Origin of the sequence: Thiopseudomonas acetoxidans (genome assembly GCF_030362935.1) — a bacterium.
GTDB lineage: Bacteria > Pseudomonadota > Gammaproteobacteria > Pseudomonadales > Pseudomonadaceae > Thiopseudomonas > Thiopseudomonas acetoxidans.
On the sequence record NZ_JAUCDY010000001.1, the window covers coordinates 188,020 to 202,810 of the forward strand.

The following is a 14,791-nucleotide window of genomic DNA, read 5'->3' on the forward strand; positions in this document are numbered from 1 at the left end:
ATGTCAATTGATAGCGCCAATGCGATTGAGCTTAAAGGCTTAACCTTTAGGCGTGGTGCGCGAAAAATCTTCGATAACGTTGATTTGTATATACCGCGCGGCAAGGTAACCGGCATTATGGGGCCTTCGGGCTGTGGGAAAACCACCTTATTGCGCCTGATTGCCGCACAATTAAGGCCTGAGCAGGGCGAGGTTTGGGTTAACGGTCAAAACTTACCTCAGCTGTCACGTTCAGACTTGTTCGATGCGCGTAAGCAGTTTGGCGTGCTGTTTCAAAGTGGTGCGCTGTTTACTGATTTATCCGTCTTTGAAAACGTGGCCTTTCCGTTGCGCGTGCACACTAAGCTTACCGATGAGTTGATTCGCGATATCGTGTTGATGAAGTTGCAGGCGGTTGGTTTGCGTGGCGCGATAGAGTTGATGCCTGATGAGTTGTCCGGTGGGATGAAGCGTCGTGTGGCTTTGGCGCGCGCTATTGCGCTCGATCCGGATATTTTACTGTATGACGAGCCCTTCGTTGGACAAGACCCCATTGCCAAAGGTGTTTTGGTGCGCTTGATTCGTTTGCTCAATGATGCCTTAGGTATTACCAGTGTGGTGGTGTCGCATGACTTAGCAGAGACGGCCAGCATTGCGGATTACCTGTATGTGCTCGGAGACTCACAAGTGCTAGGGCAGGGTACGCCGGAGGATTTAATGAAATCGGATAATCCGCATGTGCAGCAGTTTATGCAGGGTAGTCCTGATGGGCCAGTGCCTTTCCATTTTGCCGCGCCTGATTATAAAGAAGATCTGCTAGGAGTCCGACATGGCTAAGCAAAGCTTGGCTGAACGCATACGCCTCTTTGGACGCTCTGGATTGATGGTCGTGCAGGCGATGGGAGCCGCTGGTGTGGTGCTGGCGCACGCGCTGCTTGGTCGACGCGGTGCTGGTAGCAGTGTGCATTTGCTGATCAAACAGCTGTATTCTGTGGGCGTGTTGTCGCTGGCCATTATTGTAGTGTCTGGGTTGTTTATTGGCATGGTGCTGGCGCTACAGGGCTACACTATTTTGGTTGATTTTGGCTCTGAACAGGCGGTTGGACAGATGGTGGCTTTAACTCTGTTGCGTGAGCTAGGGCCGGTGGTTACTGCACTGCTATTTGCTGGGCGTGCTGGTTCTGCGCTAACGGCAGAAATCGGTAATATGAAATCCACAGAGCAGCTATCAAGTTTAGAAATGATTGGTGTTGACCCGCTCAAATACATTGTGGCGCCGCGCTTGTGGGCAGGATTTATATCTATGCCGTTGCTGGCTGCTATTTTTTCAGTGGTCGGGATTTGGGGCGGTGCTATGGTGGCTGTTGACTGGCTGGGCGTGTATGAGGGTTCGTACTGGGGCAATATGCTCGCCAGTGTGGACTTTCAAAAGGATGTTGTAAACGGCGTAATTAAATCCGTGGTGTTTGCTTTTGTGGTGACCTGGATTGCTGTGTTTCAGGGGTACAACTGTGTGCCTAACTCTGAGGGTATCAGTCGTGCCACAACCCGTACTGTTGTATATGCGTCTTTGGCTGTGTTGGGCTTGGACTTTATTTTGACTGCTTTAATGTTTGGAGATTTCTAATGCGAGTTCGCGCTCTGGAGATGTCTGTAGGTGTGTTTTTGCTGATCGGCATAGCAGCGTTGGTAGTGTTAGCACTGCGAGTTAGCGGCTTGACGGTTAATACGCAGGAAAATACTTACACCCTGTATGCTGCTTTTGATAACGTGGCCGGACTGACCACCCGAGGCCGTGTAACCATAGCGGGGGTCACGGTGGGTAAAGTGACGCAGATAGAGTTTGACAAAGAAACTTTCACTGGACGTGTAACCTTAGCCGTCAATAAAGAGGTGGATAACCTGCCTACGGACACCACTGCGTCCATTCTGACCGCCGGCTTGCTGGGTGAGAAATATGTTAGTTTGAGTGTGGGTGGTGAAGAAGAGGTTTTAAAAGATCAGGATGAGATATACGACACGCAATCATCACTTGTTTTAGAAGAGTTGATTGGTAAGTTTTTAATGAATTCTGTTAGCAGTGAACAATAGGTTAAACAATGATTCAGAAGCTATTTTCTAGACTAAGCTTTGTCGCAGTATTGTTGTTATTCACGGGTATCGCCCAAGCGGAGCAAACCGCGCATCAGGTCGTTGAGCAAACGGTTGATGAGCTGTTTTCCGATTTGAACGAAAATCGTGAGCAGTATCGAGCTGATCCAGAAACTTTCTACGCCATGATGAACCGTGTCATCGGTGAAGTTGTTGATGTGGAAGGTGTAGCACGTAGTGTGATGACTGTACGTTACTCCCGACGTGCAACGCAGGCACAAATTGTGCGCTTTCAAGAAAACTTTAAACGCAGTCTGATGCAGTTTTATGGTAACGCCTTGTTAGAATATAACAACAGCGGTGTACGGGTTTTGCCCGCTAACGCCCCCGAAAGTGAGCAGCGCACTGAAGTGCGCATGGAAGTTAAGGATAGCCAAGGTGTTGTATATCCTGTTTCCTACACTATGGTGAAAGTTAACGGCCGCTGGAAGCTGCGTAACGTAGTCATTGAAGGCATTAACATAGGTAAACTCTTTCGTGATCAGTTTGCCGAAGCCATGCAGCGTAACCGCAATAATCTAGACTTGGTAATTGATACTTGGGTCGATACCGTGGCGCGCACACGCCAAGCTGAGGCGGCTAAGTGAGTCAGATAGCTTTATCAGACACTGGCCGCTTATCGTTGTCAGGTGTCCTAGACTATCGCACGGGAACGGCACTGCGTGAGCAGGGCAAAAAGCTGTTGGAGCGCAGCGCAGCAGAACACATTCTAGTCGATTGTGCGGCCATCGAAAAATCAAGCAGCGTAGGTATTGCACTACTGCTGGCTTTTATGCGTGATGCGCAGCGGTTAAACAAAACCTTATCGATTGTGAATCTATCGCAAGACATGCAAAAAATTGCCCGCGTGAGCGAGTTAATGCCCGTGCTGCAAATACGTAATTGATATAAGAGGAACACTATGCAAGCCCAAGAGGTTAAGCAACTGGTTGAAGAAAATCTAACCAATACTCAGGTAGAAGTAGAAGGTGAAGGCTGTAATTTTCAACTCAATATTATTAGTGATGAGCTGGCCGCATTGAGCCCAGTTAAACGCCAGCAAGCTGTTTACGCTGTGCTCAATCCCTTGATTGCTGACGGCAGTATTCATGCGGTAACCATGAAGTTCTTTACTCAAGCCAAGTGGCAAGCAGAACACGCCTAATCATTACAACGAGATTTAAATGGATAAATTAATCATCACGGGAGGCAACCGTTTAGACGGTGAAATCCGTATATCCGGTGCAAAAAACGCTGCCCTGCCTATTATGGCGGCTACTTTATTGGCGAGCGAACCCGTTACCGTCTGCAACTTACCGCATCTGCATGACATCACCACCATGCTTGAATTGTTTGGTCGCATGGGAATTCAGCCCATTATTGATGAGAAGCTCAATGTCGAGATTGACCCAACAACGATAAAAAGTTTGGTTGCGCCCTATGAACTGGTGAAAACCATGCGCGCATCAATTCTGGTATTAGGCCCAATGGTGGCGCGTTTTGGCGAGGCTGAAGTGGCACTGCCTGGCGGTTGCGCTATCGGCACCCGTCCGGTGGATTTACACATTCGTGGCTTGGAAGCACTGGGCGCAGAAATTCTGGTTGAAGATGGCTACATTAAAGCTAAAGCGCCTGAAGGTGGTTTACGTGGTGGTACATTCTTCTTTGACACCGTCAGCGTTACCGGTACGGAAAATATCCTGATGGCCGCCGTGCTGGCTAAAGGCCGTAGTGTTTTAGAAAATGCTGCGCGCGAACCTGAAGTGGTGGATTTGGCTAACTGCCTGATTGCCATGGGTGCGAAAATTGAGGGTGCCGGCACAGATACCATAGTGATTGAAGGTGTTGAAAAGCTCCATGGTGCTCGTTACAAAGTGATGCCTGACCGTATTGAAACCGGTACCTATTTGGTCGCCGCTGCCATGACGGGCGGGCGCATCAAGCTAAAAGACACCAATCCAAAAATCCTTGAAGCTGTATTGGTTAAATTGCAAGAGGCCGGTGCTGAAGTGCAGTGCGGTGAAGATTGGATCAGTTTAAATATGCATGGCAAACGACCCAAAGCTGTGAATATCCGCACCGCACCCTACCCGGGTTTCCCAACCGATATGCAGGCGCAGTTTTTAGCGATGAATGCGGTGGCTGAAGGAACGGGAACGGTGATTGAAACCATTTTTGAAAACCGTTTTATGCATGTGCTGGAAATGCAGCGCATGGGTGCCAAAGTTCAGATAGAAGGCAATACTGCGATTGTGACCGGTATTGAGCAATTAAAAGGTGCGCCGGTGATGGCGACTGATTTGCGTGCTTCAGCCAGCTTGGTGTTGGCTGCCTTAATGGCGCAGGGTGAAACCCTGATTGACCGAATTTACCACATTGACCGCGGTTATGAATGTATCGAAGAAAAGCTACAGCTTTTAGGTGCCAAAATCCGCCGCGTACCAGGCTAGAATTATGCTTACCATTGCTTTATCCAAAGGTCGTATTTTAGATGACACCCTGCCGCTACTTGAGCAGGCAGGCATTGTGCCGACCGAAAATCCAGAAAAAAGCCGTAAACTGATTATCCCAACCACACGTGATGATGTGCGCTTGTTAATTGTGCGCGCTACTGATGTGCCGACCTATGTTGAGTTGGGTGCTGCGGACGTTGGGGTGGCTGGTAAAGATGTATTGTTAGAGTACGGCAGTCATAGCCTGTATGAGCCGCTCGATTTACAAATCGCTAAGTGTAAATTGATGACAGCCGGTCCAGTGGGCGTGCCTGAACCGCGCGGACGCCTGCGTGTAGCCACTAAGTTTGTCAATGTAGCTAGGCGTTATTATGCCGAGCAGGGTCGTCAGGTTGAAGTTATCAAACTGTATGGCTCGATGGAGCTGGCACCATTAGTGGGCTTGGCGGATAAAATTATTGACGTAGTTGATACCGGTAATACGTTACGCGCCAATGGTTTAGAGCCGCAGGAAATTATTGCTCATATTAGCTCGCGGCTGATTGTTAATCGTGCCTCAATGAAAATGAAGCACGCTGAGCTTAAACTGCTGATTGATACCTTAGAGCAGGCCGTAGAAACACGCTGTTAACTGGGTTGTATGTCATAGATAATAGCTATCAAATGTATAGCTGTAATATGAAGGTGTGTAGGCTGTGAATTTGCTAAGCTTTTCGTGTCGTAGCAGTGTGATGCTGCAGTAGCAAACTTGCGCCAACAGACACAGACAAGCTTGCTTGAAAGTAAAAAAAGCGTAACGCACCTTTGTAACTCGTTTAAATTTCACCTTGAGGCCTGCCATGACCCAGAACGCCCTTGTTCGCCGTTTAAATGCCCAAGATACTGATTTTGCTTCGCAGCTGGATCAGCTGTTGAGCTGGGAAAGTGTTTCCGATGATGAAGTCAATCAGCGGGTTTTAGACATTATCGATCAGGTACGTCAGCGCGGTGACGCTGCGCTAGTCGACTATACCCGCCAGTTTGATGCACTTGAAGTGCAGGACTTCAGCGAGCTGATTTTGCCGCGCGAACGCCTAGAGTTAGCACTAACGCAAATCCAGCCTGAGCAGCGCCACGCACTAGAAATCGCGGCTGAGCGCGTGCGCAGTTATCACGAGCATCAACGCCAAGAGTCTTGGCGCTACACTGAAGCAGATGGCACTGTATTGGGCCAGCAAGTGACGCCCCTTGATCGTGCTGGCCTGTATGTACCAGGCGGCAAAGCAACGTATCCTTCATCCGTTTTGATGAATGCTATTCCCGCTAAGGTTGCTGGTGTGCGTGAGGTGGTGATGGTTGTGCCAACTCCGCGTGGTGAAATCAATGAAATGGTACTCGCTGCTGCTGCTATTGCTGGCGTTGACCGAGTGTTTACCATTGGTGGCGCGCAAGCAGTTGCAGCTTTGGCCTATGGTACTGAATCGGTTCCGGCGGTAGATAAAGTGGTTGGCCCAGGCAATATTTATGTAGCCACGGCAAAACGTCATGTGTTTGGCAAAGTGGGCATAGATATGATTGCCGGTCCTTCAGAAATTTTGGTGATTTGTGATGGACAAACTGATCCCGACTGGATCGCCATGGATTTGCTCTCGCAGGCAGAGCACGATGAGGATGCACAGTCGATTTTGCTCTCACCTGATGCGCAGTTTTTGGATAAGGTTGCCGCCAGTCTTGAGCGTTTATTGCCCAGCCTTGAGCGTGAAGATATCGCACGCGTATCAATGACCGAGCGCGGAGCGTTGATTTTGGTGCGTGATTTAGAGCAGGCTGTTGAAGTTGCCAATCGTATTGCCCCCGAGCACTTGGAACTCTCTGTGGCTAATCCAGATGCCATGCTACCGAAAATACGTCATGCTGGCGCAATCTTTATGGGGCGTTACACGGCTGAAGCCTTGGGTGATTACTGTGCTGGCCCGAACCACGTGCTGCCAACCTCAGGCACGGCGCGTTTTTCTTCACCCTTGGGCGTGTACGATTTTCAAAAGCGCTCTTCAATAATTTATTGCACTCCACAGGGTGCATCTGAGTTGGGCAAGGTGGCCTCGGTCTTAGCGCGCGGCGAGTCATTGACCGCCCATGCGCGCTCAGCGGAACTGCGTATTATCAACGATAAATAAGGCGAAAACAGTGAGCAAGCTTTGGAGTCCGTTTGTTAAGCAGCTGGTCCCTTATGTGGCTGGTGAACAACCGAAAATGAAACGCTTGGTGAAACTAAATACCAACGAAAACCCTTATGGTCCGTCGCCAAAAGCGTTGGCGGCGATGCAAGCGCAAATTAATGATGACTTGCGCCTGTATCCTGATCCCAGCGGTGAGGTGCTCAAACAAGCCATTGCGGACTACTACCACATTAGTCCTGCGCAAATATTTGTGGGTAATGGCTCGGATGAAGTGCTAGCCCATGCGTACCATGCGTTTTTCCAGCAAGACAAGCCGTTGTTGTTTCCAGATATCAGCTACAGCTTTTATCCAGTATATTGTGGTTTGTATCGCGTAGAGCCAAAGCCCATTGCATTAGATGAGCAGTTTCAAATTAATCTGGCGGACTATCAGCAAGACAATGGCGGCATTATTTTCCCTAATCCCAATGCGCCTACCGGGTGTTTGCTCGGTCTGGCCGAAATTGAGGCGCTTCTGCAGAATAATACCGAAACAGTGGTATTGGTTGATGAAGCCTATATTGATTTTGGCGGACAATCAGCGGTTTCCCTAGTTGATAAATACCCTAACCTGCTGGTGACGCAAACCTTATCAAAATCACGCGCGTTGGCTGGTATGCGCGTTGGCTTGGCGATTGGTCACCCGCAACTAATCGAAGGATTAGAGCGCATTAAAGACAGCTTTAATTCCTACCCGCTTGACCGTGTGGCATTAGCCGGAGCCGCTGCCGCGTTTGCAGATCGTGAATACTTTGAGCAAAGCTGCGCTAAAATTATCACCAGTCGTGAGCAGCTAAGCGAGCAGTTAACCAGTTTGGGTTTTAAGGTATTACCCTCGGCAGCGAACTTTGTCTTTGCACGTCATCCGCAACAGGATGCGGCACAGCTATCTATACAGTTGCGTGAGCAGGGTATTATTGTGCGTCACTTTACTCAGCCGCGTATTGCACAATTTTTGCGTATTACCGTAGGTACAGATGAACAGAACACAGCCTTGGTAGAAGCATTAGCCGAATTGCTGAATAAACAATAATTTTGGGGGGTGCGTCATGCAAAACAGTCAAAATCTAATTTGGATTGACTTGGAAATGACCGGTCTGGATACCGACAATGACCGTATTATTGAGATGGCCACCATTGTTACGGATGCCCAGTTGAATATTTTGGCTGAAGGACCCGTGTTAGCAATTCATCAGCCTGATGAGGTGTTACAGGGCATGGATGAGTGGAACACTAATCAGCACGGCAAAAGTGGCCTGACCAAGCGTGTCCAAGAAAGCTGTATTAACGAAGCAGAAGCAGAAGCACAAACCATCGCCTTTTTACAGCAGTGGGTGCCGGCAAATACCTCGCCGATGTGCGGCAATACTATTTGTCAGGATCGCCGCTTTCTCTATCGCAGTATGCCCAAGTTAGAGGCTTACTTTCACTACCGCAATATTGATGTGTCTAGCCTGAAAGAGCTGGCTAAGCGTTGGGCACCTGAAACGGCTAAGGGATATGTAAAGGGCGATGTGCACTTGGCATTGGCCGATATTCAGGACTCTATTGCTGAACTACGTTATTACCGTGAACATCTAATGAAATGCTAAAGCTGTGGTTTTCTATACAGCGTCTCCTAGTTAATTACAGACAAAAAAAACCCGCATTGGATGCGGGTTAAAATAGCCTAATGAGGAGATAGCTCTATGAAAAACAACTTCATTCTGAGTTACCAACTGGCCTGTAACCAGTGCTGGTAATAGTAATCGTTCTCATTTGTAAGCGCAAGCATTTTGTTTCGCTTATGCTAATATTTTGTAGTAAGTCTTCAGTGTGTGGAATTCCAACATGAGTAAAGAGCAGACCCAGATATTTAAAGTTATTTTTATTAACCAGGGCCAAGTGTATGAAATTTACGCTAAAGCTATTTATCAGAGTGATTTGTGGGGCTTTCTGGAGATCGAGGAGTTTGTCTTTGGTGAGCGCACGCAGATGGTCGTTGATCCCAGCGAAGAGAAGCTGAAAAATCAGTTTGAAGGCGTAATTCGTAGCTATGTGCCTATGCACTCTATAGTACGCATTGATGAGGTTGAGCGCTTAGGCGTAGCACGCATCAGCGAGGCGCCATCAGGGGGTAATATCATGTCCTTTCCTATGCCAGTACCCAGCAAATAGCGTGCAAAAAAAGCGCCGTAAACAATTGCTTACGGCGCTCATAACAGTACAGCCCGCTTAACTTATAAGCCCGCCAGCCAAATCAGCATGCAGGCTGCGCTTAGTAGTGCCGCAAAGCCCATGGTAAGCCATTTAATCAGCGTTTTTTGCTGAAATTTCAGGTCATAGAGCGCATGCCGAATACGGTGTAGGCTATGGAAAGCTGGCAGCGCAATCACCGCGCCCACAAATACCAAACCCCAAAAGCTAAAGAACCATGCGCTGGCTTGCTGATACTCCAACGTCACTACGCCAAGCGGCAGCAGTAGCCCGTAGAATAGAATAACGCTGGGTAAGAACACGGCAAAGCACACGCCGCCGCCACTAAAGAGTCCCCACCAAATGGGCTCGTCACTGCGTTTAAACTTTTTTTCTTGTTGCATCGTATTAACCCCAAAATAACCAAGCGACTAAAGCAAAAACTGAGACAACACCGGCCCATTGCCCCGCCACCAAAGCAGCGGCAGGCACTGTGGTGCCGCCCAAGCGAATCGGCATCACGCGTGGGAACAGCTGGAAAAACGTCCACGCATGAAACAGGCTGGCGGCAAAAGCGACTGCGTTAATCAGCAGCACTAATGGGTTGTGCATCACTGTTTGCCAGTGTTGCCAGTGTTGTTCACCCTGACCTAGCGAATACAACCCTATGGCCAAACACAGCAGGAAAAACAGCAGCGGTAATGCAGTGAGCTCACGCAGCATATAGGCTTTAAAGGCATTGTTTTTTAGCCACCAAGTGCGGGTAAGGGGTGGACGATAACTCATGAGCGACCTCCTAGTAAACTCAACAGCAAATCAGTGGCTGACGTCACTTTGGATTGGTTAACCGCTGCGGCAGGGTCAACCTGTTTGGGGCACACCTCAGAACAGTAGCCCACAAAAGTGCAGCTCCAAGCGCCTTCTTCCGAGTTAATCATCGGCATACGTTCAGCCTGACCTTGATCGCGGCTATCGAGGTTATAGCGGTGTGCCAAGGTTAGTGCGGCAGGGCCGATAAACTCAGGGTTCAAGCCGAATTGCGGGCAAGCGGAATAGCACAGGCCGCAGTTGATGCAGTTCGAGAACTGCTGGTATTTATCCAACTGTTGCGGAGTTTGCACATGAGGTTCAAAGGTTTGTACGCCCTGAGCCTTCTTGTTGATGAGATAAGGCTTGACCGCTTCCAAGTGCGTCAGGAAAGACTCCATATCAATGATGAGGTCACGCTCGACTGGGAAGTGTGCTAAAGGCTCAATCAGCATGCCGGTTTTGGCGTAATCACGCAAAAATACATTACAACCAAGGATGGGTTTGCCGTTGATCATCATGCCGCAAGAGCCACAAATAGCCATGCGGCACGACCAGCGGTAACTGAGTGTCGGATCTAACTCTTCTTTAATATAGGTCAGCGCATCCAGTACCGAGGTGCTGGCGTCGTAGGGTACAGAGTAGGTTTGCGCAAACGGCTCTGCCGCTTGCTCAGGCAAATAGCGTTGAATGGTTATATCGAGCTTCATGACTTGGCTCCTTTAGCTGCATCACCGTATGCGCGTACAGCAGGCGGCAGAATAGACGTGTCAACCTCTTGCCATTCTAGGCGTGCATCCTCTTGTCCTTGGTAATACACCAGGCTATGGCGTAAAAACTCTTCATCGTTTCGGCTGGTGCAGCCTTCATCTAAACGCTGATGCGCGCCACGGGATTCGCGACGCTCCAGTGCGCCCAAGCAAGTGGCTTCGGCAATGTCCAAACCAAAACCAAGCTCCAAGCACATAAACAGCTCAGTGTTGTAGACCTTGCTTTTGTCGCTTACCTGAACGTTCTTATAGCGTTGTTGAAGCGCACGAATGGTATTGAGGGTTTTTTGCATGCCCGCTTCGGTACGATAAATGCCGCACCCTTCTTCCATGGTGATGAGTAATTCTTTTTTGATCTCGACCCAAGACTCGCCTGTATCACGGGCGCTAAGTTCAGCCAATTGCTGTTGCTGTTGGTTGAGCTGCTCTTGCATGGCGCTTAATGAGGCGAAGTCTTGTGTTTGTGCATTGGCAGCAGCCTGTTCGCCCGCCAAGCGTCCAAAGACTAATAATTCAGTTAACGAATTTGAACCTAGACGGTTAGCGCCATGTAAGCCCACAGAAGCACACTCACCAGCCGCATACAGACCCTTGATGCTAGTTTCACACTGAGCGTCCGTCATTATGCCGCCCATAGTGTAGTGCACAGCAGGGCGTACCGGGATCGGCTCACGAGCGGGATCAACGTTAACGTAGGCTTTCGCCAGTTCGCAAATAAACGGCAGACGCTCTTGCAGGTATTTTTCACCAAGGTGACGCAAATCAAGATACACCACATCGCTTTCACCGTAGCGGCCAGTGCGGCCAGCTTGTTGTTCTTGCCAGAAAGCTTGTGAAAGTTTGTCACGTGGGCCTAGTTCCATGTATTTGTTTTCAGGCTTGCCCAGCGGTGTTTCAGGGCCTAAGCCGTAGTCTTGCAGATAGCGGTAGCCGTCTTTGTTGATCATAATGCCGCCTTCACCGCGTGAGGCTTCGGTAATCAAAATGCCTGAACCGGGCAGGCCTGTTGGGTGATACTGAACAAATTCCATATCGCGCAACGCCACACCATGACGATACGCCATCGCCATGCCGTCACCGGTGACAATGCCACCGTTGGTGTTAAAGCGGAATACACGTCCTGCACCGCCCGTAGCTAGGATGACTGATTTGGCCCTGATAAGGTGCAACTCGCCGGTAGCAATTTGAATAGCGATAACACCCGCGATAGCGTCATCGATGACGACTAAATCGAGTACGAAAAACTCATCGAGGCGTTCAATTTGTGAGTATTTCAACGAGGTTTGATAAAGAGTGTGCAGCATGTGAAAGCCGGTTTTATCCGCGGCAAACCAAGTGCGCTCGACTTTCATACCGCCAAAGCGTCTGACTTGAATCGAGCCGTCTTCTTTTCGACTCCACGGACATCCCCAGTGCTCCATCTGTACTAGTTCGGCGTGTGCGTGGCGCACAAAATAATCAACCACCTGCTGCTCGGCCAGCCAATCGCTACCCATAACGGTATCTTCAATGTGGGCTTGAAAGCTGTCTTTCTCTAAGGTTACGGCAGCAGCACCGCCTTCGGCAGCAACGGTGTGTGAACGCATGGGGTAAACTTTAGAAACTAGACCTATCTTAAGGTCGGGAGCGTCTTCCGCAGCGGCAATACTGGCACGTAGACCAGCACCACCACCGCCAACCACTAAAATATCAAAATCATGCTGTTGCATTGGACATCCTTTTTAAGGCGTGAAGGGTTTTCTATGGCAGTCCAGCCGATAGCAAATTAAAGGCGTAATTATAGCAGGGATATTGGTGGCTGTACTGAGCGTGATTTTGCGATTGAACGTATTCGATACATTTTCATGAATATACCAAAGCTGCATGTCGACCGGGGCAATGGCTGCAGTTGGCTCTAAAAGGATAATCACGTTAAGATGCACGGCTTAAATTTTAGGGTTGAAATGTATGCAAGTTGCCGTCATACAAATGGTATCCACGGCTGATATTGAAGTTAATTTGCGTCAGGCACAGGCTTTGTTAGAGCAAGCTAGCGATGCGGGTGCGCGCTTAGCGGTGTTGCCAGAGAATTTCGCTGTATTTGGCCATGCAAATGTATCAGCAATTGCCCAAGCAGAAGCTGAGGGTGGGCCTATCATTCGCTGGTTAAAGCAAACAGCTGCGCGATTAAAGCTTTGGATCGTGGCGGGAACGTTGCCGCTGGCCGATGATGAGCATAGCGCTAAACCGTTTGCCGCTTGCTTAGTGTTTACTGATCGCGGTGAACAAGTCGCGCGCTATAACAAGCTGCATCTGTTTGATGCTGCAGTTACCGATCAGCATGAGCAATATTGTGAATCTGCAACTTATCAAGCTGGCAATGAGGTGGTACTGGTGGATACGCCATTGGGTAGGCTGGGCTTAAGTGTTTGTTATGATCTGCGTTTTCCCGGTTTATACAGCCAGTTACGTGAGCAAGGTGCAGAATTGATTGCAGTGCCCTCAGCGTTTACTGCCGCAACCGGTGCGGCGCATTGGCATAGTTTGCTGCGAGCGCGAGCAATAGAAACGCAATGCTATATTTTAGCCGCCAATCAGGGTGGACAGCATACTCAAACGCGGATGACCTATGGGCATTCGTTGATACTCGACCCTTGGGGTGAAATTTGTGCTGAGCACGCCCAAGGTCAACAAGTCATACAGACTGAAATTAATTTGCCGCGTCTGCATGAAGTGCGCCAACAAATGCCTGTGTGGCAGCACCGCAGATTTAGCGCGCCGCAATTAGGCGACAGAATAGATTTTCCTAAGGGGAGCAAAATTACATGAGTGAACAACACAGCAGTGCAACCCGGGTACTCTTAACCGCCAATGGTTTAGACCACGCGCAGTTAGAGCAAGCGTTGGCAGAACTGGCGGGTACAGGTATTGATAGCGGCGATTTGTATTTTCAGCGGCGCATGACCGAAGCTTGGACGTTAGAAGAGGGGATTGTTAAAGAAGGGAGCTTTAACCTCGATCAGGGTGTGGGCGTGCGTGCTATCGCGGGCGAGAAAACCGGATTTTCCTACAGCAATGCCATTCATTTGCCCGCATTGATGCAAGCGGCGCAAGCCTCACGCAGTATCGCGCGTTCTGGCCAACAGCGGTCGCCTCAGGTCATTGCTGCTCAACACAGTACAGCACCTCTTTACAGCCTTGATGATCCTTTGCATGTGCTCAGCCGTGAAGAAAAAGTAGCCTTTTTACAGCGTGTCGATGCCTTTACTCGCAGTTTGGATACGCGCATTAATCAGGTTAGTTTGAGCTTGGTCGGTGCTTGGGAACATATCTTGGTGGTTGACTTGGATGGTCACCTTGCAACCGATGTGCGTCCGATGGTGCGTTTTAATGTTAGCGTTCTGGTCGAGCAGAATGGCCGTCGTGAACGAGGCAGTTATGGTGGCGGTGGACGCCGTGATTATCAGTATTTTTTAGATGAAGACAGGGCGTTAGATTATGCTCGTGAGGCCGTACGCCAAGCTTTAGTTAATCTTGAGGCTGTTGCGGCGCCTGCAGGCAGTATGCCGGTAGTAATGGGGCCGGGCTGGAGCGGAGTCTTATTGCATGAGGCCGTAGGTCATGGCCTGGAAGGTGATTTTAACCGTAAAGGCAGCTCTAACTACAGCGGCTGTATTGGCCAACAAGTGGCCTCAAAACTATGTACCATTGTTGACGACGCTACTATTGCTCATCGACGTGGATCATTAAGCGTGGATGATGAAGGTGTAGCCGCACAGAACACCGTATTGATTGAGAAGGGTATTTTGCGCGGTTATATGCAAGACAAACATAACGCTAAGCTGATGGGCGTGAGCAGTACCGGTAATGGTCGTCGCGAGTCTTATGCGCACCTGCCCATGCCGCGCATGACCAACACCTATATGTTAGCTGGCGAAAGCTGTCCAGAAGAAATAATCCGCTCGGTAAAGAAAGGTATTTACTGTGCCAGTTTAGGCGGCGGACAGGTGGATATCACCAGCGGTAAGTTTGTCTTCTCCACCAGCGAAGCCTACTTAATTGAGGATGGAAAGATTACCGCACCGGTCAAAGGAGCCACTCTGATTGGTAATGGTCCAGACGCCATGCGCGCCGTATCGATGCTGGGTAATGACTTAGAGCTGGATAGCGGTGTAGGAATGTGCGGCAAGGGCGGGCAAACTGTTCCAGTAGGCGTAGGCCAGCCCACGCTTAAAATAGATCAGCTCACTGTGGGCGGTACGGGCTAGGGGTTCAGTGATTTAACAATGGCGCACTCAGT

At 49.5% G+C, this 14,791-nt stretch carries 18 protein-coding genes; 14 read left to right on the forward strand and 4 right to left on the reverse strand.

All coding sequences use genetic code 11. The features are described from left to right. The 12 genes from QEZ41_RS00945 (at position 1) to QEZ41_RS01000 (ending at position 8,917) form a co-directional block, all read left to right on the forward strand. A complete protein-coding gene (locus QEZ41_RS00945) occupies positions 1–816 on the forward strand; it encodes an ATP-binding cassette domain-containing protein (protein WP_289409466.1) in 816 nt (271 codons plus the stop codon). Next, positions 809–1,606 (forward strand): lipid asymmetry maintenance ABC transporter permease subunit MlaE, encoded by a 798-nt coding sequence (gene mlaE / locus QEZ41_RS00950; RefSeq protein WP_289409468.1) that lies wholly within the window; start codon positions 809–811, stop codon positions 1,604–1,606. Before QEZ41_RS00945 ends, mlaE begins: the two co-directional genes overlap by 8 nt. Next, positions 1,606–2,070, forward strand: coding sequence for an outer membrane lipid asymmetry maintenance protein MlaD (gene mlaD, locus QEZ41_RS00955; protein ID WP_289409470.1), 465 nt, complete (start codon positions 1,606–1,608; stop codon positions 2,068–2,070). The genes mlaE and mlaD overlap by 1 nt, the downstream gene beginning before the upstream one ends. Before the next feature lie 8 nt (positions 2,071–2,078). After that, on the forward strand, positions 2,079–2,717 hold the full coding sequence (locus tag QEZ41_RS00960; RefSeq protein ID WP_289409472.1) for an MlaC/ttg2D family ABC transporter substrate-binding protein: 639 nt from the start codon (positions 2,079–2,081) through the stop codon (positions 2,715–2,717). Next, on the forward strand, positions 2,714–3,016 hold the full coding sequence (locus QEZ41_RS00965) for an STAS domain-containing protein (RefSeq protein WP_289409474.1): 303 nt from the start codon (positions 2,714–2,716) through the stop codon (positions 3,014–3,016). Before QEZ41_RS00960 ends, QEZ41_RS00965 begins: the two co-directional genes overlap by 4 nt. A gap of 15 nt (positions 3,017–3,031) precedes the next feature. Beyond that, the gene (locus tag QEZ41_RS00970; RefSeq protein WP_289409476.1) at positions 3,032–3,274 is read left to right on the forward strand and encodes a BolA family protein; all 243 of its coding nucleotides are present in this window, start codon (positions 3,032–3,034) and stop codon (positions 3,272–3,274) included. A 19-nt stretch (positions 3,275–3,293) separates the two neighbouring features. Continuing rightward, complete coding sequence (gene murA / locus QEZ41_RS00975) at positions 3,294–4,559, forward strand: UDP-N-acetylglucosamine 1-carboxyvinyltransferase (protein WP_289409478.1); 1,266 nt, start codon at positions 3,294–3,296, stop codon at positions 4,557–4,559. Between the two features lie 4 nt (positions 4,560–4,563). Next, complete coding sequence (hisG, locus tag QEZ41_RS00980) at positions 4,564–5,193, forward strand: ATP phosphoribosyltransferase (RefSeq protein WP_289409480.1); 630 nt, start codon at positions 4,564–4,566, stop codon at positions 5,191–5,193. A 208-nt stretch (positions 5,194–5,401) separates the two neighbouring features. Further along, positions 5,402–6,718 carry a histidinol dehydrogenase gene (gene hisD, locus QEZ41_RS00985; RefSeq protein ID WP_289409482.1) on the forward strand — a complete coding sequence of 439 codons (1,317 nt, stop codon included), beginning with the start codon at positions 5,402–5,404 and terminating at the stop codon, positions 6,716–6,718. Positions 6,719–6,728: 10 nt separating this feature from the next. Beyond that, complete coding sequence (hisC, locus tag QEZ41_RS00990) at positions 6,729–7,793, forward strand: histidinol-phosphate transaminase (RefSeq protein ID WP_289409484.1); 1,065 nt, start codon at positions 6,729–6,731, stop codon at positions 7,791–7,793. A gap of 16 nt (positions 7,794–7,809) precedes the next feature. Further along, complete coding sequence (gene orn / locus QEZ41_RS00995) at positions 7,810–8,352, forward strand: oligoribonuclease (protein ID WP_289409485.1); 543 nt, start codon at positions 7,810–7,812, stop codon at positions 8,350–8,352. 238 nt (positions 8,353–8,590) lie between these two features. Beyond that, positions 8,591–8,917: a DUF1820 family protein gene (locus tag QEZ41_RS01000; protein ID WP_289409488.1), complete on the forward strand. Its 327-nt coding sequence runs from the start codon at positions 8,591–8,593 to the stop codon at positions 8,915–8,917. Positions 8,918–8,979: 62 nt separating this feature from the next. Here QEZ41_RS01000 and frdD read toward each other — a convergent pair whose 3' ends face one another. Genes frdD through frdA form a run of 4 tightly spaced genes read right to left on the reverse strand, consistent with a single transcriptional unit; the run spans position 8,980 to position 12,221 of the window. Then, positions 8,980–9,339 carry a fumarate reductase subunit FrdD gene (frdD, locus tag QEZ41_RS01005; protein WP_289409490.1) on the reverse strand — a complete coding sequence of 120 codons (360 nt, stop codon included), beginning with the start codon at positions 9,337–9,339 and terminating at the stop codon, positions 8,980–8,982. Between the two features lie 4 nt (positions 9,340–9,343). Continuing rightward, positions 9,344–9,721 carry a succinate dehydrogenase/fumarate reductase transmembrane subunit gene (locus QEZ41_RS01010; protein ID WP_289409492.1) on the reverse strand — a complete coding sequence of 126 codons (378 nt, stop codon included), beginning with the start codon at positions 9,719–9,721 and terminating at the stop codon, positions 9,344–9,346. Continuing rightward, on the reverse strand, positions 9,718–10,452 hold the full coding sequence (locus QEZ41_RS01015; RefSeq protein WP_289409494.1) for a succinate dehydrogenase/fumarate reductase iron-sulfur subunit: 735 nt from the start codon (positions 10,450–10,452) through the stop codon (positions 9,718–9,720). The genes QEZ41_RS01010 and QEZ41_RS01015 overlap by 4 nt, the downstream gene beginning before the upstream one ends. Next, on the reverse strand, positions 10,449–12,221 hold the full coding sequence (frdA, locus tag QEZ41_RS01020; RefSeq protein ID WP_289409495.1) for a fumarate reductase (quinol) flavoprotein subunit: 1,773 nt from the start codon (positions 12,219–12,221) through the stop codon (positions 10,449–10,451). The genes QEZ41_RS01015 and frdA overlap by 4 nt, the downstream gene beginning before the upstream one ends. Before the next feature lie 238 nt (positions 12,222–12,459). Here frdA and QEZ41_RS01025 point away from each other — a divergent pair, with 238 nt between their 5' ends. Next, entirely contained in the window at positions 12,460–13,320 is an 861-nt protein-coding gene (locus tag QEZ41_RS01025; protein ID WP_289409496.1) for a carbon-nitrogen hydrolase family protein, read from the forward strand. Then, positions 13,317–14,759, forward strand: coding sequence for a metalloprotease TldD (gene tldD, locus QEZ41_RS01030; RefSeq protein ID WP_289409497.1), 1,443 nt, complete (start codon positions 13,317–13,319; stop codon positions 14,757–14,759). The genes QEZ41_RS01025 and tldD overlap by 4 nt, the downstream gene beginning before the upstream one ends. Positions 14,760–14,791: the final 32 nt, after the last annotated feature.

Coding starts and splice junctions, on each gene's coding strand:
- QEZ41_RS00945 (WP_289409466.1), top strand. CDS start 1: ATGTCAATTGATAGCGCCAATGCGATTGAGCTTAAAGGCTTAACCTTT.
- mlaE (WP_289409468.1), top strand. CDS start 809: ATGGCTAAGCAAAGCTTGGCTGAACGCATACGCCTCTTTGGACGCTCT.
- mlaD (WP_289409470.1), top strand. CDS start 1,606: ATGCGAGTTCGCGCTCTGGAGATGTCTGTAGGTGTGTTTTTGCTGATC.
- QEZ41_RS00960 (WP_289409472.1), top strand. CDS start 2,079: ATGATTCAGAAGCTATTTTCTAGACTAAGCTTTGTCGCAGTATTGTTG.
- QEZ41_RS00970 (WP_289409476.1), top strand. CDS start 3,032: ATGCAAGCCCAAGAGGTTAAGCAACTGGTTGAAGAAAATCTAACCAAT.
- murA (WP_289409478.1), top strand. CDS start 3,294: ATGGATAAATTAATCATCACGGGAGGCAACCGTTTAGACGGTGAAATC.
- hisG (WP_289409480.1), top strand. CDS start 4,564: ATGCTTACCATTGCTTTATCCAAAGGTCGTATTTTAGATGACACCCTG.
- hisD (WP_289409482.1), top strand. CDS start 5,402: ATGACCCAGAACGCCCTTGTTCGCCGTTTAAATGCCCAAGATACTGAT.
- orn (WP_289409485.1), top strand. CDS start 7,810: ATGCAAAACAGTCAAAATCTAATTTGGATTGACTTGGAAATGACCGGT.
- QEZ41_RS01000 (WP_289409488.1), top strand. CDS start 8,591: ATGAGTAAAGAGCAGACCCAGATATTTAAAGTTATTTTTATTAACCAG.
- frdD (WP_289409490.1), bottom strand. CDS start 9,339: ATGCAACAAGAAAAAAAGTTTAAACGCAGTGACGAGCCCATTTGGTGG.
- QEZ41_RS01010 (WP_289409492.1), bottom strand. CDS start 9,721: ATGAGTTATCGTCCACCCCTTACCCGCACTTGGTGGCTAAAAAACAAT.
- QEZ41_RS01015 (WP_289409494.1), bottom strand. CDS start 10,452: ATGAAGCTCGATATAACCATTCAACGCTATTTGCCTGAGCAAGCGGCA.
- frdA (WP_289409495.1), bottom strand. CDS start 12,221: ATGCAACAGCATGATTTTGATATTTTAGTGGTTGGCGGTGGTGGTGCT.
- QEZ41_RS01025 (WP_289409496.1), top strand. CDS start 12,460: ATGCAAGTTGCCGTCATACAAATGGTATCCACGGCTGATATTGAAGTT.
- tldD (WP_289409497.1), top strand. CDS start 13,317: ATGAGTGAACAACACAGCAGTGCAACCCGGGTACTCTTAACCGCCAAT.